The organism is Magnetococcales bacterium, assembly GCA_015228935.1.
Taxonomy (GTDB): Bacteria; Pseudomonadota; Magnetococcia; order Magnetococcales; family DC0425bin3; genus HA3dbin3.
Map to the genome: position 1 here is coordinate 1 of JADGCO010000055.1, position 26,938 is coordinate 26,938.

Below are 26,938 nucleotides of genomic sequence, written 5' to 3' on the forward strand. Positions count from 1 at the left end.
TGGTTCATCTTCAAACAAGGCCATGACCACCAATGTGGCAATACCCTACCAGGACCTTGTCCTGGACTTGTCGGAGAACCAGCTTCCTGAAACTCCATGTCAGAAGATTCCATACCCATGGTCGAAAGGATGGTCATGGCCGAGAAAATTTTGTACGTTATCCACATTTGGCTGTGGAGCGTTGACTTCAGATAGGTTACATGGCGTGGATAACTTGCCAATTTCTTCATACAGTCCAAAACAATCCCCAAAGCATACAGGGAAATCAAGTCTGATCATCCACTTGTTATTTGAAAATTAATATAAAAATTTCAATAAGATAGGCAAATTATCCACAAATTCACAGTCATCTGTTTCAACGATTTTCTTTTTAAAGATTTAAAAAATAAAAAAAGAGGTTTGTTTTGTTTCAGGTGGTCATCCGATCAAAACTGTAAAATATTAAAATTTTATCAAGAAGACCAAATAATTAAATTATAAATATTGAATCAGATGAACGATTAATTAATATAAAATTATTTAAATTATTACGTTAATTATTATAATCCGAATTTTTAAATTATATTGGTACAGAATACCCAATTGCATAATGAACGTCATTGTTTAATGAAACAAACGCTTTATCTAATATTCTTACCCATTTTTCTTTTTGATTGATACTAAATTTTAGAGATCCATCTATTGAAGGCATGGCGACATCGGTATGTTCATAACGAACTCGTAAAATAAAAATTCCTTTCTTACCTAAACGCTGAACCATAAAATGTGCTGAAATATTAATATTAAATTGTTTCGCCCATATTTTTAAATAATTCATTTCTTCTTCACTAAGTACATAAAGAAGGTATTGTTCAATAGCAATATCTCTATTTAGATTATTACTAGAAAGGAGCGTTAAACGCCGATCTTGCTGAGAAGTAATGAATACTGTTCCAGTTTTTTTATCTCTGGACATGACCTGTGAAGCCAAAGCCGCAGCAGAACGGCGTCCAGCGGCATTGTGGTAAAAATTAAAATATTCAAAAAATTTTTTTTCAAATTCATCTATAAATTCTTCGCCACGTTCATAAAGTCCTTTTTTTAAATAATTAAGATGAATACCCAAACTGCGCAATGCGCTATCTGTTAAACGTTCAATTTTAACGTGAAAATGTGTCAATTGGAATTGACGAGTTTTACATTCCTCAGTTGCTTTTTTCTGGATCAGGAGGCTGAAATCCAGCGGCATGAGTGCGCGCAATAAAAATTCGAAACGTTCATGATTTACAAGACGATATGCATGATCATAATCTTTCAAAGCAGGGAGACCGGGAGCCAGCGAAGCAATATTTTTTTTATTGACTTGATTGTTTACCCGGCAACGAAAGTGCTTGCGCAACTTTTCCGACATTTCGCCATCCATGAGGACGATCAGGGCGTTATTGTGGATTTTGTACTCCTTGGTCGTACCCATGGCACCCGGTCGCAAGGAGGCTGGCGCAACGAAAGGGTATGGTTGCTTGTATCTTTGAAATTTTAGATAGGAGTCGACGAGTGTATATTGGACCAATTGTTGCGTCAGGCGATGGCGGGTGACTGCATAGGAATTCAGCCGTTGCGGGGTAGAAATATCTGAATTCAAGTGGATCAAATTGAAGTGATTTTGCAAGTCCATGGGTGGAAACTCGACCAGGTGAAAAAAAACGTTCTACAAAATAACTTGAAAAGTGCATAAAGGGCGCACATACAGGAATAAAGCACCGAACTGACAAGGAATCAAGGAGTTTATTCAGAAATGGTCAGCCTGACGGAGATTGAGAATTTTTTGGGACAAACATTGCGTGTTGATGCAATCGCTGATCATCTTCCGAATGGCGTACAGGTGCGAGGGCGAGAGAGAGTCAAAAAAATTGTTACTGGTGTTTCAGCGAGTCAAGCCCTGTTTGAAGCGGCCGTGGCAACCGATGCGGATTTGGTTTTGGTGCATCATGGCATGTTTTGGGATCAGGATTCACGGGTTGTGGAAGGCAGTCTCAAGTCCAGACTGCAAATTTTATTGACTCATGATTTGACCTTGATGGCTTATCATCTGCCATTGGATTGTCATCCCGAGTTGGGGAACAATGCCTGTATTTTGCAACGGCTTGGTCTGGATCCTGTTGAACCTTTTGGTCGATATCATGGGACGGCGCTTTCTTTTGTTGGAGTTTGTCGCAATCCCTTGCCGTTGGTGGTGTTTCAAAATCAGGTACGGGAGTTGTTTGGCGGGGAACCATTGGTGCTTCCATTCGGGCCTGAACCTGTACGGCGTATTGCAGTCTGTAGTGGGGCAGCGCCGGCGTTGATTCATGAAGCACGTCAATTGAAGGCGGATCTTTTTTTAACAGGGGAGGGGACCGAGTATATTTACCATGTTGCACGTGAGGAAAAGTTGCATTTCATTGCTGCCGGACATCATCGAACGGAAAAGTTTGGTGTGCAGGCAGTCGGTGAATTGCTGGCGGCTCGGTACGGTGTTCAGCATCAATTTATCGATATGGCGAATCCCTTATGAATGTGACTTCAATGCAAAATTCTGATTGGCAGATCGATGGGTCCACTCGCATTCTGGGTGTCATTGGTGATCCTGTCATGCATTCGCTTTCCCCGGCGATGCACAATCTGGCCCTGAGTTACCTGGGGGTGAATGCCCGTTATCTGGCGTTTCACGTGAAACCATCACACCTGAATGATGCCGTGCGCGGCTTTGTGGCCCAGGGTGTGCTGGGATTCAACTCCACCCTGCCCCACAAGGAGGCACTCCTGAAATTGATGGATTGGGTGGATGATGAAGCCATGCTCATGGGAGCCGTCAATACCGTTCGAATCGAACCGGATGGCCGATTGTTGGGTTATAATACGGACGCCTATGGCTTTCAAATGGCCATGGAGATGAATTTTCCCAAACACATGCTGGGAGCTGAGGTTGTTGTGCTGGGGGCAGGAGGTGCAGCACGCGGGGTGGTGACCGGCCTGGCAAATGGGGGGGTGCAAAGAATCACAGTGGCCAATCGAACCCTGAGTCGGGCGGAACATTTGCTTGATTCGTTGACCGGACCCAATCTGGCCAGAGTGGATCGTCGTGCCACCCCCCTGGAACCTCACAAACTTTCCCTGGAAACCTGCAAGCTGCTGGTCAATACGACCAGTGCCGGCATGCATGGGGAGAGTTTCCAGGCCGTGGATCTGCACCGATTGCCACCGGATGCCGTGGTCGTGGACATCATCTATACGCCGGCAAGGACTCCGTTCCTGCAGGCTGCTCAAAATCGGGGTCTCAAAATTTTAAACGGCCTGGACATGTTGGTGCATCAAGGAGCGCGTTCCTTTTATATCTGGACGGGTCAGCAAATGCCGGTTTCCCGGGTCAAAGATTATTTGGAACGATTGCTGAATTCATGAATTCGTCCTGTTACTGTATGGAGGTATCATGTATTGGCAACTGGAATTGTTGCTTTTTATTCTGGGAGCCATTGTCGGCAGCTTCCTGAATGTGTGTATTTACCGTTTGCCACTGGGACAGAGCATTGTGTTTCCAGCGTCCCACTGCATGGCGTGTGAAACGCGCATCCATTGGTATGACAACATACCGGTACTGGCTTGGCTTTGGTTGCGAGGTCGTTGTCGGCACTGTCAGGCGCAAATTTCCATCCAGTATCCCATCGTGGAAACTTTGGCTGGAGTCCTGGCGGTCATTGTTTATTTCAAATTTGGCTTGACCAGGGAGAGTCTGGCTTTGTTGGTCCTGGGATATGCCTTGATTGTTCTGACCATCATCGATTTGTACCATTATATTTTACCGGATGTCATCACCAAGCCGGGAATTGTGCTGGGCATGCTTCTGGCTATGCAGCCATTGGTGGGACTGCCTCCTTTGGGATCACCTTTTGCCACGTTGCAGAATGCAGCCATCGGTGCTTTTTGGGGGTATTGGGGTTTGTGGCTTTTTGCCTGGCTTTTTGAAAAAATCACCGGGAAGGTGGGAATGGGGATGGGGGATGTCAAGCTTCTCTCCATGGTCGGTGCCTGGTTTGGTTGGCAGGCGCTGCCTTTTACCTTGTTTGGGGGTGCTTTCCTGGGGAGTATTGTGGGGGTCTTGTTGATTTTGTTTGCCAGGCATGATCGATCCCAGCCGATTCCTTTTGGTCCGTATTTGGCGGGGTCTGCCTGGCTTTATGTGCTTTATGGGGATGTATTGACTGACTGGTATTGGCAGAGGTTTGTGGTGGGATGGCCGTAAGAAAGAAAAAAAAGGAATGAAAAAAAAGAGGGGGTTTGGGGGATTCATCCCCCAATGGGGTCTGGGGCGAAGCCCCGAAAAACTTTGAATGAAAAGTGAGCCATGATCATCCATTTGGCCACGATGAGTGCTTTTGTTCGGAAAACTTGCAATACATCCGACTTTTGGCGCTGAACAACGCGCCAAGAGTCGGACCATGGCCCGCCCCCTGGACTTTTTTTGCAAACAGCGCAAAAAAAGTCTGGGAAAAGGGGGGCGTAAAAAAAACAGCATGGGGCTCCGCCCCATACCCCGCCAGGACTCTGTCCTGGACCTGTCCGGTCGCCACCCCCCTGGACCCCGTTACAGAATGGCCGAAACGATTGGCCGATAAAAAGGGCAAAAAAAAGGCATGAATAAAAAGAGGCCATCCATGTACATTCTGGGTCTGACAGGTTCAATGGGATGCGGCAAAAGCAGTGTTGCCCAACTGCTGGTTGCCCGAGGAGGATACCTCCTGGATTCCGATCAAATGGCCAAAGAGACCCTGACCATGGGTAGTCCCGGATACCAACAAGTGGTCCAACGGTTCGGCCATGAAATTTTGGGTCCTTCAAGGGATGTGGATCGTGGGCGATTGGGAGCTGCGCTGCAAGAAGACCCCAACGCCTGGTCTGACCTGGAAGCCATCATACATCCGCATGTCCGCCGCTTGCAGGCGGAAACCATTCTCCGCCATTCGCAGGAAAATTTGGCTGCCGTGGTTATTCTGGATGAACCGCTTTTGTTCGAAACCGGAGGAGATGCATTGTGTGATCTGGTTTTGGTGGTGGCCTGTGGTGACCGGCAACTGGATCGTCTGCGACAACGGGGAGGGAGTGTTGTCACGGAGGTTCAGAAGGCAGCCATGGCCCGGCAGATGCCAGAAGAGGAAAAGTGCCGACGTGCGGATCGCGTCATTGACAATCGTGGATCCCTGACCGACACCACCCGGCAGGTCGATGAATTTTGGGCTTGGTTGGGCTGCCTGGCGACTCGTGCTGTCGAGCAGGCTTGGCCTGTAAAATGGGCGCGATTCATGTAACAATCTGGCATCTCATTCAAACCGTGTCCGCTTGGCAACAGTCAGTCCCGCTCTTTCATCCGGTTTTTTTGGGAAAAAAGTAACTGTTCATCATCCGGCAACGAATCGGGGTCCAGGGGGCTGGCGACCGGACAGGTTTTTTTTTCAATTTGTTTACTTGCGAGTCACCCATGCCGTTTGCAGCATATCTTGAATTTCTCCGACAACGTCAGGCCACCAGCCGGTTGCGCACTTTGCGTTCCATGACGCCCCTGCCTGATGGGCGCGTGCGGGTCGGTGATCGGGAATTGATCAATTTTTCGACCAATGATTATCTGGGATTGGCCAGTCACCCGGAGCTGATTCAACGCAGTCAGGCCTGGACTGCCCGCTGGGGTGCCGGTGCCCGGGCTTCCCGTCTGGTCTGCGGCAATCTGGAGATTTTTGCCGAGGTGGAATCCAAACTGGCAGCCGGAAAAGGTTCTCAGGCAGCACTGGTGTTCAACTCGGGATATCAGGCCAATACCGCCATTCTGGCTGCCCTGCTCGATCCCCAGATTCTGGGCACGCATCCCCTGGTCTTTGCTGACCGCCTCAATCATGCCAGCATGCATCATGGCTGTCGGGCCGCCGGAGTCCGCCAGATTCGTTACCGACACGGCGATCTGAATCATCTGGAAGATTTACTGATCCGTCACCGTGATAAACCCGGTCCTCGTTTCATTCTGACGGAAACTGTTTTCAGCATGGATGGTGATCAGATCCATGTGGGGGATCTGGTCACTCTGAAAGAGCGTCATGGTGCGTTTCTTTACCTGGACGAGGCCCATGCCACAGGTCTGCTGGGTCCGAACGGTTTTGGGTTGTCGGCAGCCTTTCCTGGACAGGTGGATCTCGCCATGGGCACCTTCAGCAAGGGATTGGGCAGTTTTGGGGCCTATGCCGCCTGCTCGCGGGAGCTGGTTGAATTTTTGCTGAATTATTGCGGTGGCCTGATTTACGCCACGGCCCTGCCTCCCGGTATTCTGGGAGCCATGGATGCTGCCTTGGATCTTTTGCCTGGTTTGGAACCATTGCGGTACAAGGTTCTTGCCCATGCGGCACGTTTGCGTGAGGCCATGCATGCGGCTGGCCTGGATACCGGCCTTTCCTCGACGCAAATCGTTCCGGTCGTCACCGGGACCGATACCGCTGCCCTGAGCCTGTCACAACAATTGGAAGCCGCTGGCATGCTGGCGGTGGCCATTCGTCCTCCGACCGTACCGAACGGAGCCAGCCGCATCCGTTTTTCCCTGAGCGCTGCGCATCGCGATTCCGATCTGGCCATCCTGTGCGCCATGGCCCCGGAAATGGCCCGCACCTTGCGGGGAGGTTCCACGTGAAACCGGAACTGGTGTGGATCCATGGTTGGGCCTTGGGTGCAGGCATGTGGCGTGGCATCACCCGCCATCTGCCCCACTGGTCACATCAATTGCCGGATCTGGGATTTTTTGCCAAACCCGCTCCCCTGAAAATTCCGGATGCGCCCTGGGTGGGAATCGGTCACTCCTTGGGATTTCTCTGGCTATTGGAGGAGCTGCGCACATCGCGTCTTCCCATGACCCATTGTCAGGGTCTGGTCAGCATCAACGGGTTCAGCCGCTTCCATCGGGGTCCCGATTGCATCCATGGAGTCAGCCCGCGTATTTTGAATTCCATGGCGGCTCGCTGCCTGGAAAATCCGGAAAACCTGTTGCAGGAGTTTCGACAAAATGCCGGACTGCCCCAGGATCTTGGTCCCGTTCCCATGGCAACCCTGGATCGGGATCAATTAAGCCTTGGCCTGCAATGGCTCGGTACGTGGGACAACAGGCCCCTCCTGGCAACCTGGAACCGGCCTCTCCTGGTTCTGGCCGGATCTGCCGATGCCATCGTCACCCCTGAGCAGACCCGGGATCTTTTCGCTCACCACCCTAAAGCCATGCTGCACTGGCTGGATGGGGGGGGGCATATGCTGCCCTTGACCAGGCCTGCCTGGTGTGCTGAACACCTGGTCCGTTTTCTTGAGGTGGAAGTATAAATGGCTTTGCTCCAGACCCCACTGGGTGGCTCCTGTTCCAGACCCCACTGGGGCTTCGCCCCAGACCCCACTGGGGCTTCGCCCCAGACCCCATTGGGGGATGAATCCCCCAAACCCCCTCTTTTTTTTCATTCGTTTTTTTTATAAGCTCCTTATGAAACCCTCGCGTAAAATACAGATTGCCACCGCTTTTGCCGCAGCGGAAACCTATCACACCCGGGCTGCTGTCCAGCACCAGGTCGCCACACGTCTTGCCGGCCACCTGCACACGCTTTCTCTGCCTTCTTTACCCCGAATTCTGGAACTGGGTTGTGGCTCGGGGTTTCTCAGTCAACATCTCTGCCGGCAGTGGCCGACAAGTCGCATCCTGCTGACCGATATTGCCTTGCCCATGGTGTTACGCAATCAGGCCACATTGGCCGGTCAGCTTAACAAAAGCTCCCATGTGGTCATGGATGGCGAACATCCTGCCGTGGGTCCAGGCTGGGACCTCATCACCTCCAGCATGACCCTGCAATGGTTCGAAGCGCTGCCTGCTGCCTTGCACCACCTGGTCACCTTGTTGAATCCTGGTGGTTGGCTGGTCTATGCGACACTGGGGCGGGATACGTTCCATGAATGGCGGCAAACCTGCGACCGGTTTGGTGTGCCCTGCGGGACCCCTCTCTATCCAACCTGCCAGCAAATGCAAGCCATGTGGCCTGCATCCGGAACGGGAAACATCACCGAAGAGCATATCCGCACGGAATATCCACAACCTCTCACCTTCCTCCAGGATTTGAAACGACTCGGTGCCCATCAGGCGGCACCCAATCACCGTCCGGTCGCAACCGGCCAGATGCGCCGCTTGTTACGTACCAAAGGTTCAGAACCCGGATTTTCCGTGACCTATCACGTCTTGTATGGTTTCTTCAATAAAGGAAATTGAGGCATGAACAACGATTTCTATGCTGAATTGACCCGCCTCTCCCTGGCTGGCACAGCAATTCCGCACCACGACGCCCTGCGCATCCTGACCGATCCGGATGTGGAGCTGCTGCCGCTCATGCATGCAGCCTATCAGGTGCGGGCACACCATTTTGGACGCAATGTACGGGTGCAAATCTTAAATAATGTACAAAATGGCTATTGTTCAGAAGATTGTAATTATTGTGCCCAGGCCGCCGGCAGTGCGGCCAACATCACCAAATTTCACCTCAAGCCGGACGCGGAAATTCTGGATGGAGCCAAAAAAACCTGGGAAGCCGGTGCCTTTCGCTACTGCATCGTTCTCTCCGGGCGTGGACCCGACACCAGCCGGGTGGCCCACATGGCCAGCCTGGTTCGGCAGATCAAGAAACAATGGCCTGTGGAGGTGTGTCTGTCAGCGGGATTCATCGACGGGGATATGGCCCAAACCCTGAAGGATGCCGGCCTGGATCGCTACAATCACAATCTCAATACCGCCGAAAATCATTACGGCAGCATCTGCACCAGCCACAGCTATGCCGACCGCCTGCAAACCCTGGAAACCGCCCGCAAAGTAGGTCTTGAGGTGTGCAGCGGCATCATCATCGGGATGGGTGAAGCCCCAGCCGAGGTGCTGGAAGTGGCCATGACCCTGCGTCGATTGCAGGCACGCTCCATTCCCGTCAATTTTTATGTCCATATTGACGGGGCGCGGCTCGGAGCCATCAATGCCCTGACACCACAATATTGTCTGCGCGCCCTGGCCTTGTTTCGCTTCACCAATCCAGATGCGGAGATTCGTGCCGCCGGTGGTCGCGAAACCAACCTCCGGACCCTGGAAACCCTGGCGCTCTATCCGGCCAATGCCCTGTTCAGCGAGGGGTATCTCAACACCGGAGGCGATACGACCGCCAAGACGGTGCGCCTGATCGAAGAAGCTGGTTTTGTCGTGGAACGGATTGAAGAGAAAGACGAATAAAGAACCGGCTTTGTTCATTCCCTCTCGATCAGGTATCCGACGCCGCGAACCGTCCGAATGCGCCGCCGGCCCAGTTTGCGGCGCAAATGGTGGACGTACACCTCCAGAGTGTTGCTTTCCGCGACAATTTCCTGGCCATAGACCGTTTCTTCCAGGCGGTGTTTCGGAACCACGCGCCCCGGACTTTCCATGAGCATGTACAGCATTCTGAATTCCATTTGGGAGAGGCGCACTTCGGCACCATCCAGGACACATTTGCGTTCCAGAGGGTCTAAAACCAGGGATCCCAATTGGAGAAGTTGATTGCCTCGCCCGCGAAACCGGCGTCCCAAAGCCCGCATTCTTGCAAGCAATTCTTTGAATTCAAAAGGTTTTATCAAATAATCATCCGCGCCGCAATCCAGTCCCTCGACCCGATCTGCAATCAGATCGCGTGCCGTGAGCAACAACACCGGGACATATGTTTCCCGGGCGCGTAAATTTTTCAAAACGTCCAATCCAGACATGCCGGGCAGGTTCCAATCCAGAAGCAGAAGGTCGTATTTTTCTTCCCGCAAAATGGCATCGGCGTGCCGACCATTGACCAGCCAATCGACAACAAACCCAGCCGATCCTAATGCTTGACGCAATCCGTCTCCCAGAATAGCATCGTCTTCCACCAACAACACGCGCATCGCCAAAACCCCTTGACCCTGGATGTCCGACACCCACTCCATTCTGAAACTTTCCGGTCATAACCGGCCATCATTTAAAAAAATAAACAATTTTCATTTAAAATCGCACACCCCCCCCCCGCTGCCATCACCACACCACACCACCACGCCACTCTGTTTTGCTCTCGATTTCCAGGTTACACATCGTTGCATATCTGACCTTGGAGTCAAAGTTACACGAAAAAATTCCATTCAACATTAAAAAAAAAGTCCAAGCCGACGAATAACCTGTACACTGTCCCATTCCGATATTTTTCAAACTGCAATCCCAAAATCGACGTGGTCCAGCAATGAAGAGCGATGGGAATTTTTTCACAACAAATTGTAATCATTCAAAAAAAGGCCTGTTTGTCACCGGCACGGATACCCATGTTGGCAAAACCGTGGTCAGCGCTTGGCTGCTGCGTCGCCTGCACGGATACTATTGGAAACCAATCCAGGCCGGATTGGAAGATGAAACCGATACCATGGCGGTGCAACGCATTTCGGAGTTGCCCGGGCACTATTTCATTCCCTCCCGCCATCTGCTGCACCTGCCCCGTTCCCCGCATCTGGCCGCCGCCCGGGAAAATCTCACCATCCATTTGCCGGATTTTCATCTTCCCGATCTTCCTGGCCCGCTGGTGGTGGAGGGAGCCGGAGGGGTTTTGGTGCCCTTGAATGCCACCACGCTCATGGTGGATCTCATGGTTCACCTGGGTCTGCCCGTGGTGGTGGTTGCTCGCACATCCCTGGGAACCATCAATCACACCCTCATGACCCTGGAGGCGTTACGCAGCAGAAATCTGCCCCTGGTCGGCGTCGTCCTGAATGGCCCACCCGATCCCGACAACCGGGACGCCATTGCCCACTATGGACAAGTCCATATTCTGGCTGAAATTCCCCGCCTGGAAACCCTGACCGGAGCTGAATTGGATCGGGTTGCCCGGCTGGAGCCTTGCGGAAATTCCTGGATTGAGTCACTTACGGCTACAAATAAATAACTTGATGGCATTAAAATTGCTTGAACTTAATTTTCGGGTTGGGGAGAAAACTCTTTATCCTTGATATGTTACCAAATTTACGAGTACCAGGATGATCCCCGCGCACCGTCGTTTAACACAGGGCAAGTGTGTTTGGGGAAGCAATATTTGTTATTTTAATATATAATAAGGAAGGTTCGGCTGTTTTATATAAATTTGTAACCAGTTGATTTTTCATGAACACCAGTTTCAGGAACGCTTGCGCGGTCGTTTATCGCTTGATCAAATAAGTTGATCGTGGTATTAAGACTTCGTTAAAGCAGGGAATCTTTCATCTCATCAAAAAGGGGCATGGAAAAGTCATGGACAGGCAAGGATTTCTGAAACGCACTGCATACGCCCTGGTATTGATGCTTCTTCTCCCAGGTGCTGCATGGGCCGAAAAGCGGGTCGCCCTGATCATCGGCAACAACAACTACAAAGCCGTACCCAAACTGGCCAAAGCTGTCAACGATGCCGAATCCATGGAACAGGAACTGAAACGCCTGGGATTCAACATCGTCTTCAGGAAAAATGCCTCGCGTCGCGATATGAACAAAGCCGTCAATGAGTTTGTCGATCAACTCTCGGGTGGCGATGTTGCCGTGCTGTTCTACTCGGGACATGGGGTCCAGGTGCAGGGAGCCAACTACCTGCTGCCCGTCGATATTGAAGCGGATCGTGAACAGGATTTGCAGGACGAAGGAATCGAACTGGGAGATATACTGAATCGCGTCGCCCAGACCAAAGCCAAATTCAGCATGGCCATCATCGATGCCTGTCGCAACAATCCGTTCCAGAAAAAAGGTCGCAGCATCGGAGCTTCCCGGGGACTCTCCACCATGTCCGCACCCAACGGATTGATGGTGATCTACTCAGCCGGCGTCAACGAACAGGCCCTGGATGCCCTGAATGACCATGACGACGATCCCAATGGATTGTTTACCCGGGAGTTTATCAGACTCATGAATGAACCCGGATTGCGCATCGACGACATGGTCAAAAAAGCCCGTGCCGAAGTCAAGAAAAAAGCCCAATCCGTTGGACATCAACAAAACCCAGCCATCTATGACCAGACCGATGGGGAATTTTACTTTAAAGTCGGCGAGGCCAAGGCTTCTCCAAAAGCCACTGCCACCACCGCTGCTGTCACAACCAAGCATTCTGGTCCTTCGCAATACGATGAAACCATTTTCTGGCAGTCTGCCAAGGAGACTCCTGAAGGGTGCGGTGTTTACCTGGAGAAATTTCCGGATGGTCTCTACTCCGGCTTGGCCAAGATATGCCAGAGCAAAGGTCACTCCAAACCGCCCGTGATGGAAACCTACAGGAGGGAAGAGCCTGCCCCGGCCGTTGCGCCTCCCGCTCCCCCGCCACCCCCAAAAGCGGCTGAGCCAAGCTTCATTGGCAAGATTTTCCAGTCTGAATCCAAGCCGGAGTCGCGTTCCATAACGAACGATGAAATAAGCGCCAGGTCATCCTGGAAACCCTGATCACGCCGATCTCTATGCGGACCTCGCGGAGTTCTGCGAAGGCCTCATGGACTTGACAAAGATCCCCGCTCGTTTGACGCGGGGATTTTTGTTGCAGGAACACCAGTCACAATGCCGGCTTTCCAGGCTTGCGATAACAGTTGCTGCCACGCCCGTCAGGATGTTATCATTTCGAATTCAAGGAAGAAGTGACTGCCGATCCAGCCAGAAGGTTCATGGTCGAGTTTGCGGCGGCAGTACTTTCCGCCATTATCAGCACAAGAAACCACCTGCCAGGCAAACCATGGACGATCAACTCTGGGAACGGACTCTGGATGCGGTCAAGGAGCAGGTTTCGGTCCGGGTCTTCGATGCCTGGATCAAGCCCCTGCGCCCAGCCGGCCCCATCACCAACTCACAATTGGAAATTCTGGTGGGCAACCGCCTGACCATGGATATGGTCCCCACCCGTTATGGTGCCATCCTGGAATCGTGCCTGGCCAGCGAAGCCGGCAATCATATCCGCATTTCCTACCGACTGGATCCCAGGGAATCTGAACCAGCCAGGCCGGAACAACCCCCCGTTCCGGCAGAGTCGAATGCTTCCAGCCAGGCGGCGAACCCCTCTGCCAGAGAATCGGATGCTTCCGGCCAGGCGGCGAACCCTTCCAACGACCAGGCAGCCACCACCCGCATCACCTCCAGAAAAACCTCCCCCAATGTCCTGGAAGGCACCGGTCTGGATGCCCGCTTTTCCTTCGAAAGCTTTGTGGTGGGAGGCTGCAATCAATTTGTCCACGCCGCTGCGGAACGGGTGGCCGAGCGTCCGGCCCAGGCCTACAATCCCCTGTTCATCCACGGCGGCGTTGGCCTGGGCAAGACCCACATCATGCAGGCCATCGGCAACCGGGTCGCCCAAACCCGCCCCGATTTGAAGGTCCTTTACATCTCCTCGGAAAAATTCATGACCGAAATGATCCACTCCCTGCGCAACCAGGGAATCATGGGTTTCAAGGAAAAATTTCGCTCGGTCAATTTGCTTCTCGTGGATGACATTCAATTCATCGCCGGCAAAAAAGCCACCCAGGAAGAGTTTTTCCATACCTTCAATGCGCTTTATGAAACCAACAGCCAGATCGTTCTTACCTCGGACAGTTTTCCTGCCGATATCGAGGACCTGGAAGAGCGCCTGCGTTCCCGTCTGGCCATGGGTCTGGTTGCCGATATTTCTCCGCCCGAGCTGGAGACCCGGGTTGCCATTCTCAAGCAGAAGGCCGCCATGGTCGGCATGGCCCTCATGGATGATGTCGCCTTTTTTCTGGCCGACGCCATCCAGACCAATATTCGCGAACTGGAAGGGGCGCTGATCCGCGTCACGGCCTACGCCTCCCTGACCCACAAACCCATCACCCTGGGTCTGGTCAAGGAGACCCTGCGCGACCTGGTCAAAGGGCATGACAAAATCGTCACGGTCGATCACATCCAAAAAACCGTGGCCAACTATTACAAAATTCGCCTGGCGGATCTGCTTTCGGATCGCCGTACCCGCATGTACAGCCATCCACGTCAGGTGGCCATGTATCTGTGCAAGCAGTTGACCAGCCACTCCTATCCACAAATCGGTCAGCATTTCGGTGATCGGGACCATACCACCGTCTTGCACGCCGTCAAAACCATCGATAAAAAACAGGCCGAGGATCCCAATCTGGCGGAGGAACTGGAATCCCTTCTGACCATGCTCCGTCGGTGACTACACTCTGGATCCCTTGCCCCTCAACAGGAACGACCGAGGCATTGGTATGGAATTTTATGTTGAACGTGAACCGTTTTTGAAGGCGCTTGCCCGTATTCAATCTGTGGTGGAACGCCGCAATACCATACCCGTTCTGGGCAACGTTCTTTTGCAGGCTGCCGCAAACTCCCTGACCGTGACCGCCACGGATTCGGAAATTGCCCTGCAATCGGTCATGCCCATCGAGATGGAAGATGGCGGCGAGATTACCCTCCCGGCCAAAAAACTGTACGAAATTGTGCGTGAACTGCCCGACCAACCCATCCGTCTGCGCCAGGAGAACAATGACCGGGTGCTGGTGACCTCTGGACGGGCACGGTTCGCCTTGATGGGCATTTCTGCCACCCAGTTTCCGGCCATCCCGCAACCCGACGGCAACCAGCGCCTCACCCTGGCAACCCAGGCCATGGCCAGCATGTTCAGCAAGGTCCATTTTTCCATGTCCCAGGATGATGGCCGCTTTGTGTTGAACGGCATTCTCCTGCAACTGGATCCCGCCACGCCGGAAAAACCGCAAACCTTTCTGCGCATGGTCGCCACCGACTCGCACCGTCTCTCCCTGGCCGAGTCCGAAATCGCCGGTGAAAACCTGGAAGCGTGCGATGCCATCATGCCCAAAAAAGCCGTTATGGAAGCCCGCAAAATCATGGAAGAGATCCAGGGCAATACCGAACTGGTCATGGGCGATAAATTCATCCAGTTCATCATGCCGGACATCACCATGACCTCCAAACTCGTGGAAGGACGCTTTCCCAACTACAAACGGGTGATTCCCTCCCAGAATATCCACCACCTGGATATTGACAAGGAGTCCCTGCTGGGGGTTGTGCGCCGCATGTCGGTGCTGTCCCACGAAAAATCGCGCAGCATTCTCATGCTCGTCAGTGCAAGTGGCCTGAAAATCAGCACCACCAATCCGGAACAGGAAGCCGCCGACGAAGAGATGAATGCCCTCTATGACGGTCCCGATCTCTCCTTGGGATTCAACGCCCGTTATCTCCAGGAAATTCTCTCCTGCATGGATGGCAATACCGTGCGTTTTCATCTCCTGAATGATGAAGCCTCGGTCCTGGTCACCAGTGTGGAACAGGGCAATTTTCTGTTTGTCCTCATGCCCATGCGGATCTGAATCGTTTGTTCATTGGCCAACGGATGACCCACCCGATGCATTTGGCATCCTTGCGAATCCGGGATTTTCGCAACATCGCCCAAGCCGATCTGAATTTTTACCCGGGATTGAATCTGGTGATCGGGAGCAACGGCCAGGGCAAGAGCAATCTGTTGGAGGCGGTCGGAATTCTGGCCACCGGGCGGTCGTTTCGGCGTGCCCCGCCCCAGGCCCTGCGCCGTCATGGTCAGCCCATGTTTCGCCTGGAAGGCCACACCCGGGCCGGCGATCTGGACCATCGCCTGGAGTTTCAGGGGTATCCGGACCGGCAAACCGCCCATCTGAATGGCAAACCCATGACCGCCACCTCGGCCATGGGACAGGCCTTGGCTGCGGTGATCGTCACGCCCGAAACCTTGCGCCTGGTGCAGGGATCGCCCACCGAACGCCGTGCCTACCTGGACTGGCTGGTTTTTTCCCGGCGTCGGGAACACGCCCCGTTGATGCGGGATTATCGCCTGGCCGTGCGTGCCCGCAATCTGCTGTTGCAGCGTTCCGCCCATGACGGGGCGGAGCTGGCTGCCTGGGAGGACCGGCTGGCCGTCCTGGGTGCCAGGGTAACCCTGAACCGCCGAACCATCCTGGACCATTTGACCACCCTCCTGACTCCCTATCTCAGGGCTTTAGCCGTGACGGAGAGCCAGTTTGAAATCCATCTGAGTTGCCAGTTGGAACGCACCGGGGCACCCTGGTCCACCCAGGAAGAGGCGGCACACCTCTATCGCCAGCTCCTCCTTGAGAGCCGGGCCAGGGATTGCGGTCCGGGGGTCACCACCATCGGACCGCACCGGGATGAATGGCTGTTCCGCTTGAATGGACGCCCCCTCGCCCGTTACGGTTCGCAAGGACAACAGAAACGGTTTATTCTGGCTCTCAAACTTGCCGAAGGCGACCTTTTGCGAGAAACCCTGGCGGAACCCCCCGTTTTCCTGTTGGATGATCCTGCCGCCGAACTGGATCGGGCCGGGTTTGCCCTTTTCATGGAAATCCTGGCCGGGCAGAATTGCCAGATTTTCATCTCCACCTGCCAGGCTGACGATATTCCCCGGCCTGACAAGGCAACAACCATGCTCTTGCTGGATGTGCATGAGGGTCGGTTTGCGGTACAATAAAAAATCGTATCTATTTTTTAACGGAGTCCTCCCGCGCATGAACGACCTCCCCGTCTCTGGAACACCGGCCATGAACGATCTGCCCGCCAGCGAAACCCAGGAAAATGGCAGCTCCACCTACGGTGCCGACAGCATCAAGGTCCTCAAAGGGTTGGATGCCGTTCGCAAACGACCGGGCATGTATATCGGAGACACCGACGATGGCACCGGTCTTCATCACATGGTCTTCGAGGTGGTGGACAATGCCATTGACGAGGCCCTGGCGGGCTTTTGCGACCATATCGAGGTCACCATCCACTCCGACGGGTCCGTGACCGTGCGCGACAATGGCCGTGGCATTCCGACCGACATTCACGAAGAGGAAGGCCGTTCTGCCGCCGAAGTGATCATGACCGTCCTGCACTCCGGGGGCAAATTCGACCAGAACTCCTACAAAATTTCCGGCGGTTTGCACGGGGTGGGGGTCTCCGTGGTCAACGCCCTGTCGGAGCGCCTGGAGATGACCATCCGTCGGGGTGGGCAGGTGTGGTACCAGGAGTACAGGGAGGGAGATCCGCTCGGCGACATTCGGGTGATCGGTGCGACCCAGATTACCGGGACCCAGATCACCTTCTGGCCCAGCCGCCAGATATTCAACGGTGTCACGGAATACTCTTTCGACATTCTGTCGCAGCGTCTGCGGGAACTGTCGTTTCTGAACTCCGGCATCAAGATTCGCATTCACGACCAGCGCACCGACAAGGCCCATGATTTTCACTATGAGGGTGGTATCCGCTCCTTTGTCGAGCATTTGAACCGTGCCCGCACACCGCTTCTGGATCCGCCGATCTACTTTGTGGATGACAGGGACCAGGTCCATCTGGAAGTGGCCATGTTGTGGAACGACGGCTACCAGGAGAGTGTCTTCTGCTTCACCAACAATATTCCGCAGCGGGATGGGGGGACCCATCTGGCCGGTTTCCGGGCCGCCCTGACCCGCACCATCAACAATTACGCGACCAACTCCGGTCTGCTGAAAAAAGAAAAAATTGCCCTCTCCGGGGATGATTGTCGGGAGGGGTTGACGGCGGTCATTTCCGTCAAGGTGCCGGATCCCAAATTTTCATCCCAGACCAAGGAAAAGCTGGTCTCATCCGAGGTGCGGGCGGCTGTTGAAGGCATTGTTTCGGAAAGGCTGGCGGTGTTCCTGGAGGAAAACCCCCAGGCCGCCCGGGAGATTGTGGCCAAGACCGTGGAGGCAGCGACGGCCCGCGAAGCGGCCCGCAAGGCCCGGGAACTCACCCGGCGCAAGAGTGCCCTGGAGATCACCTCCCTGCCCGGCAAGCTCGCCGATTGTCAGGAGCGGGACCCGGCCTTGTGTGAATTGTATCTGGTGGAGGGGGATTCCGCCGGCGGTTCCGCCAAGCAGGCCCGGGATCGCAAATACCAGGCGGTGTTGCCGCTCAAAGGCAAGATTCTCAATGTCGAAAAATCCCGTTATGACAAGATACTTGCTTCCGCCGAGGTGGGCACCCTGATCACGGCCCTGGGGACCGGCATTGGTCATGAGGAGTACAACATCGACAAACTGCGTTATCATCGCATCATCATCATGACCGACGCCGATGTCGATGGTGCCCACATTCGCACCTTGTTGCTGACTTTTTTTTATCGGCAGTTTCAGGAAATCATCACCCGGGGGCATTTGTACATTGCCCAGCCTCCTCTTTATCGTGTCCAGCGGGGCAAACGGGAAATCTACCTCAAGGATGATACCCAGCTCGATGATCTGCTCCTGAAAAACGGCACCGAAGGGGTGGAGTTGCATACGGCCACGGCGACCATTCAGGGGGAGGAACTGGATCTGCTCATCCGGGATGCGCATCGCTATCGGCGGCATCTGGAGCGTTTGGCGCGCCATCAGGACACTTTGGTCTTGACGGCGGCCACGGCGGGTTGTCGCCTGACCCTGGCCGATCTGGAATCACCCGCCCATGCCCAACAGGCCCGGGATCGGTTGCTGGCGGCGATTCAGCGACAGGTTGGCCCGGATGGACGCCAGACCATAACTGTCGAGCAGGATCCAGAGACCGGCGTGCCATCCCTGCATGTGGAACGGATTGTCCATGGGGTGCCGTCCCGGACGCGCCTGGATTCGTCTCTCATGCGCACCCCCGAATTTCGCGAAATGACCCGTCTGGCGGTCGGAATTCATGAACGCATGGGCGATGCGGCCACCTTGATCAAGGGGAGTCGTTCCCTCCCCGTGACCGGTCCGGAATCCCTCGTGGAACACATTCTGACAGAAGGGCGCAAGGGCCAGACTTTCCAGCGCTATAAAGGTCTCGGTGAAATGAACCCAGGCCAGTTGTGGGATACCACCATGAATCCGACGGTCAGAACCTTGTTGCAGGTCAGGGTGGAAGATGCCGTAGCCGCCGACGAGGTGTTTACCACGCTGATGGGGGATGCGGTCGAGCCACGGCGCGATTTCATCCAGTCCAATGCGTTGAATGTCAGCAACCTCGACGTGTAAAAAAATCGCATGAAAAACCGGAGTGACATCCCATGCTTGATCCGGAATTTGCCGCATTCCTGAAACAAAAAAAAGCACGTGAGGCACCCCGAGGCGACATCAATTGGACTCTCCGGAAGTCCATTTGGATGGATAAAATCAATGGCCTGTTTCAGGATGTAGAGTCCTGGCTGGACCCTTACAAGAATACCGAGGATGGGGAAAAGCTTCTGGATTATGTTGTCGAGGAGATCGAAATTCACGAGGAGCGTTTGGGTACCTACACCGTGCCATCCATGAAGATTCAACTCGGGTCGGAAGAGGTGAAGCTTGAACCCATGGGTCTGGTGATCATTGGTGGCTTGGGCAGGATCGACATGATCGGGCCGTTGGGAAGAGTCATGATGGTTCTGAGCGATACGGATCAAGCCTCAAGGTTTCAAATCTGCATCTCCACGGCGTTCCTTGGCGATGTTTCTCCTCCCCATCCGGATCACCCGAAACCTTCCATTGAAAAACAAATGCAAGACTCCTCATGGTATTTCGAGAGACTGGAAAACCGAAATGGCACATATTTCGGGAGACCGCAAGATCATAAACCCATGCTTCGAGTAACTGAGGCAACCTTCATCGAAATGTTGCAATACATGGTTAGATAATTTCATGGGCGTATCTCTTAATTTTATATGGAAATATTATGAGGAGTCTTCGGAAAGCCTGCGTACCAGAGAGAAATATGGACTTGCTGTCAACGACCCAAAAAATATTTTATTGCATAATAGAATAAAATATTTTTTTGTCTGCGCACAAGAAGAGCTTGAGGAGCTTGTAAAACTTGATTTTCTTTCCGAAGCAGAGGGACGCATTAAAGATGATTTTAAGATTCGCGTTTCAAACTATCCCGCAGAAAATCCAGCATTCGTCGTATTATTTAATCGATTTAATAATAAATTCGATAAAGTTCCTTACTCCAGCAAGGCAGGAAACCCATGTATTATCGAAACATGGAAAAGCATTGTTAATAAAAATGGTATTGTTTTTATTGATAATTATGAAAAATCCTTGGAATTGCGACATTGGCTTGCTCATGGGAGAAATTGGAATCTTTCTCCAACGTCAAGGTTCGCCGTTAAAGACGTAAAGCGTATTGTGGAAAATGTGCTTTCCGTTATGAATATTTCCATACTGTGAATTTGTCATGATCATTTGTTAAATAGTATATCAATATAAACCATGGTGCAAGAAACAAACATGGATGAGGTTATATATTTTCCTGATGAAATTAAACAAGAGTTGGAAAGGTATCCAAATCCTGATAGCTTTGTGGTGCAAGCAGTTCGAGAGGCATTGGGATGGGAAAGGGATTTGAATGACTGGCAAGTCGAACAAATTAAAATTGCTGTTGAAAGAGCCAGGCATGAAGAGTCTGTACCTGATGAAATTGTTAAAGAATATTTTATGAAACGTGGTGTAGATGTTGATTAAATTGTGCTTATTATTCAATGCAAATATAGAGAACATCCATGAGCAATCCATATCGACTTGAATACATACACTTAAATAAAATTGGTGTATTTAATAATACAAGAATTGAATTTCCAGAACGTCCATCCACATCAAATACAGAACATGATGAACAACGAGCGGAAATTCATCTTTTTACAGGTCCGAATGGCTGCGGAAAAAGCACTTTGCTTTACGCTTTGGCCAATATTTTTCATGAAGAGGATGTTAGTAAATTAATTCAGGAAAGATTTCATAATAGTGAAAGTGGAGTTAATTATCGTTTTAATGACTCTTTTGGAGAATATAGTATATATGAAAACGCGACAAAAAAAGTATTTCTAACTATCGGCCCGGATTATGTGCAAGATGTTATATCTTTTAGTAAAAATAATGTAAAAAATAATAAAATAATTAATTTTCTATTTGCAGTTTTTGCTTATTCTGGGCAAAGAGTCATTCATGCTGCACCAATTACAGGCATTCAAGAAATCACCAACTCTCCATTTGAAAATGCCGTATCATTCGACACAACAATCCGTTCTCATTTACTATTGCAATGGATTGCCAACAACAGAACTAAAGCTCTTATAGCGCGAAGCGAAAATAATACCGCTGCGGCTGCACGTTACGATCTGTCCCAGGTACGCATTTCTGAATTTATACAGGAAATATGTGATCTGGATATCAAGTTTCAAATGCAACATTTCCCACAATTATCTGTCAAGATTATCGTTGATAATAAAGATGTTCCATTTAACACCCTCCCGGATGGACTGAAATCCATCCTGAGTTGGACGATTGACCTTGCCACGCGCCTGGAAATGATCCCCTGGGAAGTCGAACGGGACGTTTTTACGCAACCCATGATTCTTTTTTTGGATGAAATTGATATTCACTTGCATCCCAAATGGCAGCGCCGTGTCCTGCCCGCCATTCAGAAGCTTCTACCCAATGCGCAAATTTTTGCCACGACCCACTCTCCCTTTGTTGTGGGTTCGGTTGCGGATGCCTGGGTCTATCGTTTGCCGGAAAAACCGGATCCCAAGGCCATGGAACAAGTCACCATTGTCGGGGAACCTTCCGGGGCCGGGAAAAGCTACCGCTTGATCTTGAAAGAGCTTTTTAATGTTGAAGGCGAATTTGATGTGGAAACCGAAAAACTCCTGGACGCATTTTATCTTGAACGATCTGCCTTTCCCAATGATCGCAGTCGCAAACCTGAACTGCAAAAACTGGCCAAAAGAATTGCTCAAATCAGTTTTGAAGCGGGATTGATCGTCAGTCAGGAAATCCGGCAATTGGAAAGAATGACGGGTGAGGTAATTCGCCTTGCGTAAGATATTACGGACCCAGGCACCCGAATGCTTGCAAAAAGCAGCGACGGATATGACTGAACAATATGTTGCAACTGTTTCTGATCCAAATACCAAGGCCAGATTCAGGTGGCCATACAAGTGCTATGTCTTGATTCGCCAGAAATGAATATCAATTTGAAGATTATTTTATGCTCAATCTGCGCGAAGGCAAGTTGGAACCATCACTTGTGGCATCCCCGGAACATCAACAGCGAGCCAAAACCAGCATTGATTATTATAATTTAAACATGCCAGAAAGAAACGTCGCCAGAATCAATATGAGAGAATATTTTAATTTGAAGCGCAACTCAACCAGTGAACATATTGATATAAACGATTTTGATTATCGATATTTTTTAAGTGACTGAAAACCATTAACTCAGGCGGCAACTCCATAAAAAATCATTCATATGGCCACTGAAAATTCAGAATCACTGTGCATCTGCCAAAATTCACTGGGAATTTTTCAAGTCCAAGTGGTGGAGGAAACGATCAGGAGTTTACAATGGTATCCTGCCGCCATGGCAGGATTGCATGAGGGGACATTTTCCGAAGCTGCGCTTGCCAATACAATTTGTCGTGCTGTTTGCCAATGGCTGGATCGGTACGCCCGGGGAGAGCCTTGTCCCATGGATCTGCCTCTGCAACCGGCAGGGACCTCTTTTCAGAAGCGGGTGTGGAAAACCCTGCTGGAAATTCCCCAGGGGGAGGTTCGCACGTATGGGCAGGTGGCCGACTTGTTGGATACCGCTCCGCGAGCCATCGGACAGGCTGTGGGTGCCAACCCCATTCCCGTTTTGATCCCTTGTCACCGGGTGGTGGCGGCGCAGGGTTTGGGGGGCTATAGCGGGGTGGGTGGGGTGAACAGCAAACAGTTATTGTTGCAATTTGAAAAGTGCCACAACATCCTGATCAAGATGTAATGGCACAGGAATTTTGATCGGCTCCTGTTGAGGACCTTGGACCCGTTTGGGCATGTCTGGATGAATCTCCCTGATCGGACGCATTTTTTTAAAATCTTCCAAATCCAGTTCCCGAACATCTCCTTCAGCATTGATTAACGGATCGTTCATATGCTTCCATCTCTCTTTGGTTGGCCTTACGTAAACTGATAATGCGAATTTTACCGCATCGTCTGGTAAAAACCATGACGTGCATACGACCGCACAATGGAGCCACCGCAATTTCTCGCGCTTCACCACAGTCTCGTCTGGCATCAACCCAACCCATGGCTCGATCCCATTCAAAATCAACGGCGTCAGTAAACAAGACACCATGTTTGGCAAAATTCATGGATGCCTTACCCATGTCCCATTCATAGGCCATCATGGGAATATTGTCTACACAATAATTAAAACAATTAAACCAGCACTCTTTGGCTTCTGAACGCATCCAGAGTGCATTTGCCAGCGGGTGGTACCCCAGCCCTTGCCACCCGCTGGCCAATCGTTCTCAGTGAGCAACCTTTTCCGCTTTTTTCTTTTTGGCTGGCTCGGCGGCTTCACTTTGGACAACCTTGGGGGCCTCTTTTTCGGCGGCGGATGCATATTTGCGACGGAACCGTTCGACACGTCCGGCGGTATCCAGCAGTTTATGCTTGCCGGTAAAAAAGGGATGGCATGAGGAACAGACGGCCAGGCTCAGGTCCCCCTTGGTGGATTTGGTGGTGAAAGAGTGACCGCAGCCGGCGCAGGTAAATACCGCGTCCGTGTATTCGGGATGAATCTCTGGCTTCATGGTTCGTCCTTGTCCAGTCAGTTGTTCATGCTTGCGAAAAATTCTGCATTATTCTTGGCAGCCTTGACCTTGTCCAGTAAAAACCCCATCGAGTCCTGCGGTCCCATGGGGAGCAGGATGCGCCGCAAGACCCACAGTTTGCTGATTTCGTCTTTTTCGGTCAGGAGTTCCTCCTTGCGGGTGCCGGATTTGGCAATGTCGATGGCGGGAAAAATGCGTTTGTCCACCAGCTTGCGGTCCAGATGCACCTCCATGTTGCCGGTTCCCTTGAACTCTTCAAAGATGACCTCGTCCATGCGGGAGCCGGTATCGATCAAGGCGGTGGCAATGATGGTCAGGGAACCCCCTTCTTCAATGTTGCGGGCGGCACCGAAGAAGCGTTTGGGGCGTTGCAGGGCGTTGGCATCGATACCCCCGGAGAGAACCTTTCCCGAAGAGGGGGCCACGGTGTTGTAGGCCCGTGCCAGGCGGGTGATGGAGTCGAGCAGAATGACGACATCCCGCTTGTGTTCGACGAGACGCTTGGCTTTTTCGATGACCATTTCGGCGACCTGCACATGCCGGGTGGCGGGTTCGTCGAACGTGGAGGAGACCACCTCACCCTTGACGGAGCGTTTCATGTCCGTCACCTCTTCGGGTCGTTCATCGATGAGCAGCACCAGGAGGATCACTTCGGGATGGTTGACGGCGATGGAGTGGGCGATACCCTGCATCAGCATGGTTTTGCCGGTCCGCGGCTGGGCCACGATCAAGCCCCGTTGTCCCTTGCCGATGGGGCAGATCAGGTCGATCACCCGGGGTCCAAGGGTTTTTTCGACGGAGCCGCCGTCATCCACTTCCATGCGCAGGCGTTTATCGGGATAAAGGGGGGTCAGATTGTCAAAAAGAATTTTGTCCCGGGATTTCAGGGGATCTTCGTAATTGATTTTTTCGACGCGCAGCAGGGCAAAATAGCGTTCGCTCTCCTTGGGGGAGCGAATCTGTCCCTCGACGACATCCCCGGTGCGCAGGCCAAACCGGCGAATCTGGGAGGGGGAGACGTAGATGTCATCCGGTCCAGGCAGATAATTGGTATCGGGTGCCCGCAAAAACCCGAAGCCATCCTGGAGAATTTCCAGCACGCCTTCGCCGTAGATCTGGCCATTTTTTTCGCTTTCGGTCTTCAGGATCGCGTAGATGAGTTCCTGTCGCTTCATGCCATTGACCCCTTCCACCTTTTTTTCGGCGGCCAGGGCAGTCAAATCCCCAACATTCATGGATTTCAGGTCACTCAGATTCATAAGACCTCGGGTTTCGTCAACATGGGTATGGATATGGTGTGCTATTTTGCAAAAAGCAATGCTGGCAGAAGGATCCCCCACCCCCCCGTTTTTATTAATTGTTTGAATACAAGGTGGGGTGATGGCAAAAACTTGCCATGGACCTGGAAGAGAGGCAAGGTTGTTGTGGGGCAGGCAGGACGCTACTCCTAATAATCGGCCCCAGGGCCAATGTCAAACAGAAAATGACCTTCCATGGAAAAAAATCTCCTGATTCAACCCGATCTTCCCTTGGCCACCCCGGGGTGTTCTCTTGGCGGGGAGATCAAGACGACGCCGGAAACCTTTCAGGTGACGGAAATCCGTCCTGAGCGACCCGATGGGGAGGGGGAACATTGGATCCTGACCATCGAAAAATCCGGGGTGACCACGGAGCAGGTTGTCGATTGGCTGGCCCGGGCCTGTTCCTGTCCCAGGATGGCCATTGGTTATGCGGGACTCAAGGATCGTTGGGCGCGGGCGACACAGGAATTTTCCGTACATTTGCCCAAAAGGGAATTGCCTGACCTGGTGCCGCTCCAGCCGCCCGGAGTGCGCCTGCTTGCGGCGGCCCGTCACCGGCGCAAAATACGCATTGGCCATTTGACGGGCAATCATTTTCGCATATGTCTGTGGGGATGCCAGGATACGGAGGCGCATCAACAGCGGGCCACGGCCATGGCAGCGTGGATCATTCAACATGGTTTTCCCAATTATTTTGGACCGCAACGTTTTGGTCGCCAGGGGGACAATGCCCAAACCGGCATGGCCATGCTGGCCGGGCAGAAGGTCCAGGGTAACCGCAAGCAGCGGGGTCTGTATCTTTCCGCCGTGCGTTCCGAGTTGTTCAACCGGGTATTGGCGCGCCGCATCCAGGCGGGGCTTTTTACCCGGCTTCTGGAGGGTGATATTGCGCAGCTCCAGGGGCGTTCGGCCTGTTTTGCCGTGACTTCGGCGGATGGGGAGGAACCCCGTTTTCATGCCGGAGAGATTCATCCCACCGGACCCTTGTTTGGACGGGAGTTGTTGCAACCCACGGGCGAGCCGGGCGCGATGGAAGCGGATGTGGCTGCGGCGGAGGCCGATATCTTGCTCCGCTTGAGCGAATTTGGCGTGCAGGGTGAACGACGTGCCCTGCGGGTGATTCCGGCGGACCTGGTTCTGGCGTGGGAGGGGAGCAACCTATGGTTGCAGTTTACGTTGCCCAGGGGAGCTTATGCCACGTCTTTGCTGAGGGAATTCATGCAATGAAGAGATATGGGCGTATGGCGGCCTATCGCCAGAGAATGCGTGCGGCGGGATTGCGTCCTGTGCAAATATGGGTGCCAGATAGCCGTGCGACGGATTTTGCCGCGAAGTGTCATCGTCAGGCGCAGGCCGTGGCTGCCAGCGATCCTGCGGGCGACGAGATCATGCGATTTGTGTCGAGTGTCTATGAATGGCCGGAGCCATAATGCGGCGTGGTCAATTTGTAACTGTTGCATCGGTTGCTTCACCTTCCGCAACAGATTGTTCTGAAGAGGGAGCAATGAACTGGCTGGCGTTATCTTTGGGGAATATGCGCTGTGGCCATCCTGATCGGATACCATGCGCCAGCGTCTGGGCAAGTTCTTCCAGTTCTATTTCTGTCGTTTTTTCATCGATGAAGCTGATGGTGCGCAAGCCATTGCGCAGGGTGGCCTTGATCCTGTTCCAGGCTACCCTGACACCGCCAATATCCTTGGCCCGTTCGGCGATGGATGCAAAGACCTCTTCGGCCTGTTGTTGCGGGTTGAGTTCAGGATACCCTTTTTCTACCGATTGCCAAATTTTTTGCAGAGTTGGATCAGATTTCGAGTTTTGGATTTGGCGATAGACTCGATCTTTTCCACCAGGGGCCAGAAGATTAAGTCCGAAATGCCCGATGGTTTCATGTCGAATTGTAGTTCTGGCATCGGCTTCGTTATCCAGAGCGGAGGCAATGAGAATAACTCGTCGATCTCTTGGGAGGAAAGCTCCCTTCGA

Annotated in this window: 29 protein-coding genes; 22 read left to right on the forward strand and 7 right to left on the reverse strand. The window is 52.3% G+C overall.

Annotated elements, in window-relative coordinates; genetic code table 11:
* Window positions 1–559: 559 nt before the first annotated feature.
* A complete protein-coding gene (locus tag HQL65_13150) occupies window positions 560–1,654 on the reverse strand; it encodes a hypothetical protein (GenBank protein MBF0137180.1) in 1,095 nt (364 codons plus the stop codon).
* Window positions 1,655–1,774: 120 nt separating this feature from the next.
* Between HQL65_13150 and HQL65_13155 the strand changes: the two genes are divergently transcribed.
* The 8 genes from HQL65_13155 to bioB all read left to right on the forward strand — a co-directional run bounded on the left by HQL65_13155 (window position 1,775) and on the right by bioB (window position 9,286).
* Window positions 1,775–2,533 carry a Nif3-like dinuclear metal center hexameric protein gene (locus tag HQL65_13155; protein MBF0137181.1) on the forward strand — a complete coding sequence of 253 codons (759 nt, stop codon included), beginning with the start codon at window positions 1,775–1,777 and terminating at the stop codon, window positions 2,531–2,533.
* Between the two features lie 11 nt (window positions 2,534–2,544).
* Window positions 2,545–3,420 (forward strand): shikimate dehydrogenase, encoded by an 876-nt coding sequence (aroE, locus tag HQL65_13160; protein MBF0137182.1) that lies wholly within the window; start codon window positions 2,545–2,547, stop codon window positions 3,418–3,420.
* A gap of 28 nt (window positions 3,421–3,448) precedes the next feature.
* Entirely contained in the window at window positions 3,449–4,258 is an 810-nt protein-coding gene (locus tag HQL65_13165; protein ID MBF0137183.1) for a prepilin peptidase, read from the forward strand.
* A gap of 391 nt (window positions 4,259–4,649) precedes the next feature.
* Window positions 4,650–5,321 (forward strand): dephospho-CoA kinase, encoded by a 672-nt coding sequence (locus HQL65_13170; protein MBF0137184.1) that lies wholly within the window; start codon window positions 4,650–4,652, stop codon window positions 5,319–5,321.
* A gap of 170 nt (window positions 5,322–5,491) precedes the next feature.
* Entirely contained in the window at window positions 5,492–6,682 is a 1,191-nt protein-coding gene (locus HQL65_13175; GenBank protein MBF0137185.1) for an 8-amino-7-oxononanoate synthase, read from the forward strand.
* Entirely contained in the window at window positions 6,679–7,359 is a 681-nt protein-coding gene (locus HQL65_13180; protein ID MBF0137186.1) for an alpha/beta hydrolase, read from the forward strand. Before HQL65_13175 ends, HQL65_13180 begins: the two co-directional genes overlap by 4 nt.
* Before the next feature lie 154 nt (window positions 7,360–7,513).
* Window positions 7,514–8,287, forward strand: coding sequence for a methyltransferase domain-containing protein (locus HQL65_13185; GenBank protein MBF0137187.1), 774 nt, complete (start codon window positions 7,514–7,516; stop codon window positions 8,285–8,287).
* 3 nt (window positions 8,288–8,290) lie between these two features.
* Window positions 8,291–9,286 (forward strand): biotin synthase BioB, encoded by a 996-nt coding sequence (gene bioB / locus HQL65_13190; protein MBF0137188.1) that lies wholly within the window; start codon window positions 8,291–8,293, stop codon window positions 9,284–9,286.
* A 14-nt stretch (window positions 9,287–9,300) separates the two neighbouring features.
* On the opposite strand, the gene HQL65_13195 is transcribed toward bioB, so the two are convergent.
* Window positions 9,301–9,960 carry a response regulator transcription factor gene (locus HQL65_13195; GenBank protein MBF0137189.1) on the reverse strand — a complete coding sequence of 220 codons (660 nt, stop codon included), beginning with the start codon at window positions 9,958–9,960 and terminating at the stop codon, window positions 9,301–9,303.
* A gap of 329 nt (window positions 9,961–10,289) precedes the next feature.
* Between HQL65_13195 and bioD the strand changes: the two genes are divergently transcribed.
* The 12 genes from bioD (at window position 10,290) to HQL65_13255 (ending at window position 22,822) form a co-directional block, all read left to right on the forward strand.
* Window positions 10,290–10,982 carry a dethiobiotin synthase gene (gene bioD, locus HQL65_13200; protein ID MBF0137190.1) on the forward strand — a complete coding sequence of 231 codons (693 nt, stop codon included), beginning with the start codon at window positions 10,290–10,292 and terminating at the stop codon, window positions 10,980–10,982.
* A gap of 341 nt (window positions 10,983–11,323) precedes the next feature.
* On the forward strand, window positions 11,324–12,493 hold the full coding sequence (locus HQL65_13205) for a caspase family protein (GenBank protein MBF0137191.1): 1,170 nt from the start codon (window positions 11,324–11,326) through the stop codon (window positions 12,491–12,493).
* A gap of 160 nt (window positions 12,494–12,653) precedes the next feature.
* Window positions 12,654–14,222 carry a chromosomal replication initiator protein DnaA gene (gene dnaA, locus HQL65_13210; GenBank protein MBF0137192.1) on the forward strand — a complete coding sequence of 523 codons (1,569 nt, stop codon included), beginning with the start codon at window positions 12,654–12,656 and terminating at the stop codon, window positions 14,220–14,222.
* Window positions 14,223–14,271: 49 nt separating this feature from the next.
* Window positions 14,272–15,393: a DNA polymerase III subunit beta gene (locus HQL65_13215; protein MBF0137193.1), complete on the forward strand. Its 1,122-nt coding sequence runs from the start codon at window positions 14,272–14,274 to the stop codon at window positions 15,391–15,393.
* A 35-nt stretch (window positions 15,394–15,428) separates the two neighbouring features.
* A complete protein-coding gene (locus HQL65_13220; protein ID MBF0137194.1) occupies window positions 15,429–16,544 on the forward strand; it encodes a DNA replication/repair protein RecF in 1,116 nt (371 codons plus the stop codon).
* Window positions 16,545–16,614: 70 nt separating this feature from the next.
* Window positions 16,615–19,059, forward strand: a complete 2,445-nt coding sequence (gene gyrB / locus HQL65_13225; protein MBF0137195.1) for a DNA topoisomerase (ATP-hydrolyzing) subunit B — start codon at window positions 16,615–16,617, stop codon at window positions 19,057–19,059.
* A 32-nt stretch (window positions 19,060–19,091) separates the two neighbouring features.
* On the forward strand, window positions 19,092–19,697 hold the full coding sequence (locus tag HQL65_13230) for a hypothetical protein (protein ID MBF0137196.1): 606 nt from the start codon (window positions 19,092–19,094) through the stop codon (window positions 19,695–19,697).
* A gap of 4 nt (window positions 19,698–19,701) precedes the next feature.
* Window positions 19,702–20,229 carry a hypothetical protein gene (locus HQL65_13235; protein ID MBF0137197.1) on the forward strand — a complete coding sequence of 176 codons (528 nt, stop codon included), beginning with the start codon at window positions 19,702–19,704 and terminating at the stop codon, window positions 20,227–20,229.
* 60 nt (window positions 20,230–20,289) lie between these two features.
* Entirely contained in the window at window positions 20,290–20,523 is a 234-nt protein-coding gene (locus HQL65_13240) for a hypothetical protein (GenBank protein ID MBF0137198.1), read from the forward strand.
* A gap of 38 nt (window positions 20,524–20,561) precedes the next feature.
* Complete coding sequence (locus HQL65_13245; GenBank protein ID MBF0137199.1) at window positions 20,562–21,881, forward strand: AAA family ATPase; 1,320 nt, start codon at window positions 20,562–20,564, stop codon at window positions 21,879–21,881.
* Between the two features lie 167 nt (window positions 21,882–22,048).
* Window positions 22,049–22,267, forward strand: a complete 219-nt coding sequence (locus HQL65_13250; protein ID MBF0137200.1) for a hypothetical protein — start codon at window positions 22,049–22,051, stop codon at window positions 22,265–22,267.
* A 153-nt stretch (window positions 22,268–22,420) separates the two neighbouring features.
* Complete coding sequence (locus tag HQL65_13255; GenBank protein MBF0137201.1) at window positions 22,421–22,822, forward strand: methylated-DNA--[protein]-cysteine S-methyltransferase; 402 nt, start codon at window positions 22,421–22,423, stop codon at window positions 22,820–22,822.
* On the opposite strand, the gene HQL65_13260 is transcribed toward HQL65_13255, so the two are convergent.
* The 4 genes from HQL65_13260 to rho form a co-directional block, all read right to left on the reverse strand.
* Window positions 22,775–22,972, reverse strand: coding sequence for a BrnA antitoxin family protein (locus tag HQL65_13260; protein ID MBF0137202.1), 198 nt, complete (start codon window positions 22,970–22,972; stop codon window positions 22,775–22,777). The genes HQL65_13255 and HQL65_13260 overlap by 48 nt on opposite strands.
* A complete protein-coding gene (locus HQL65_13265; protein ID MBF0137203.1) occupies window positions 22,947–23,225 on the reverse strand; it encodes a BrnT family toxin in 279 nt (92 codons plus the stop codon). Before HQL65_13265 ends, HQL65_13260 begins: the two co-directional genes overlap by 26 nt.
* A gap of 126 nt (window positions 23,226–23,351) precedes the next feature.
* Window positions 23,352–23,636 (reverse strand): 50S ribosomal protein L31, encoded by a 285-nt coding sequence (gene rpmE / locus HQL65_13270; GenBank protein MBF0137204.1) that lies wholly within the window; start codon window positions 23,634–23,636, stop codon window positions 23,352–23,354.
* A gap of 17 nt (window positions 23,637–23,653) precedes the next feature.
* Complete coding sequence (gene rho, locus HQL65_13275; GenBank protein ID MBF0137205.1) at window positions 23,654–24,916, reverse strand: transcription termination factor Rho; 1,263 nt, start codon at window positions 24,914–24,916, stop codon at window positions 23,654–23,656.
* A gap of 234 nt (window positions 24,917–25,150) precedes the next feature.
* Between rho and HQL65_13280 the strand changes: the two genes are divergently transcribed.
* Together HQL65_13280 and HQL65_13285 are read left to right on the forward strand one after the other, a co-directional pair.
* Window positions 25,151–26,185 carry a tRNA pseudouridine(13) synthase TruD gene (locus HQL65_13280; protein ID MBF0137206.1) on the forward strand — a complete coding sequence of 345 codons (1,035 nt, stop codon included), beginning with the start codon at window positions 25,151–25,153 and terminating at the stop codon, window positions 26,183–26,185.
* A 14-nt stretch (window positions 26,186–26,199) separates the two neighbouring features.
* A complete protein-coding gene (locus tag HQL65_13285; GenBank protein MBF0137207.1) occupies window positions 26,200–26,388 on the forward strand; it encodes an antitoxin MazE family protein in 189 nt (62 codons plus the stop codon).
* 10 nt (window positions 26,389–26,398) lie between these two features.
* Here the strand turns inward: HQL65_13285 and HQL65_13290 are convergent.
* A partial coding sequence (locus HQL65_13290; protein ID MBF0137208.1) for a hypothetical protein occupies window positions 26,399–26,938 on the reverse strand: 540 nt, incomplete at its 5' end.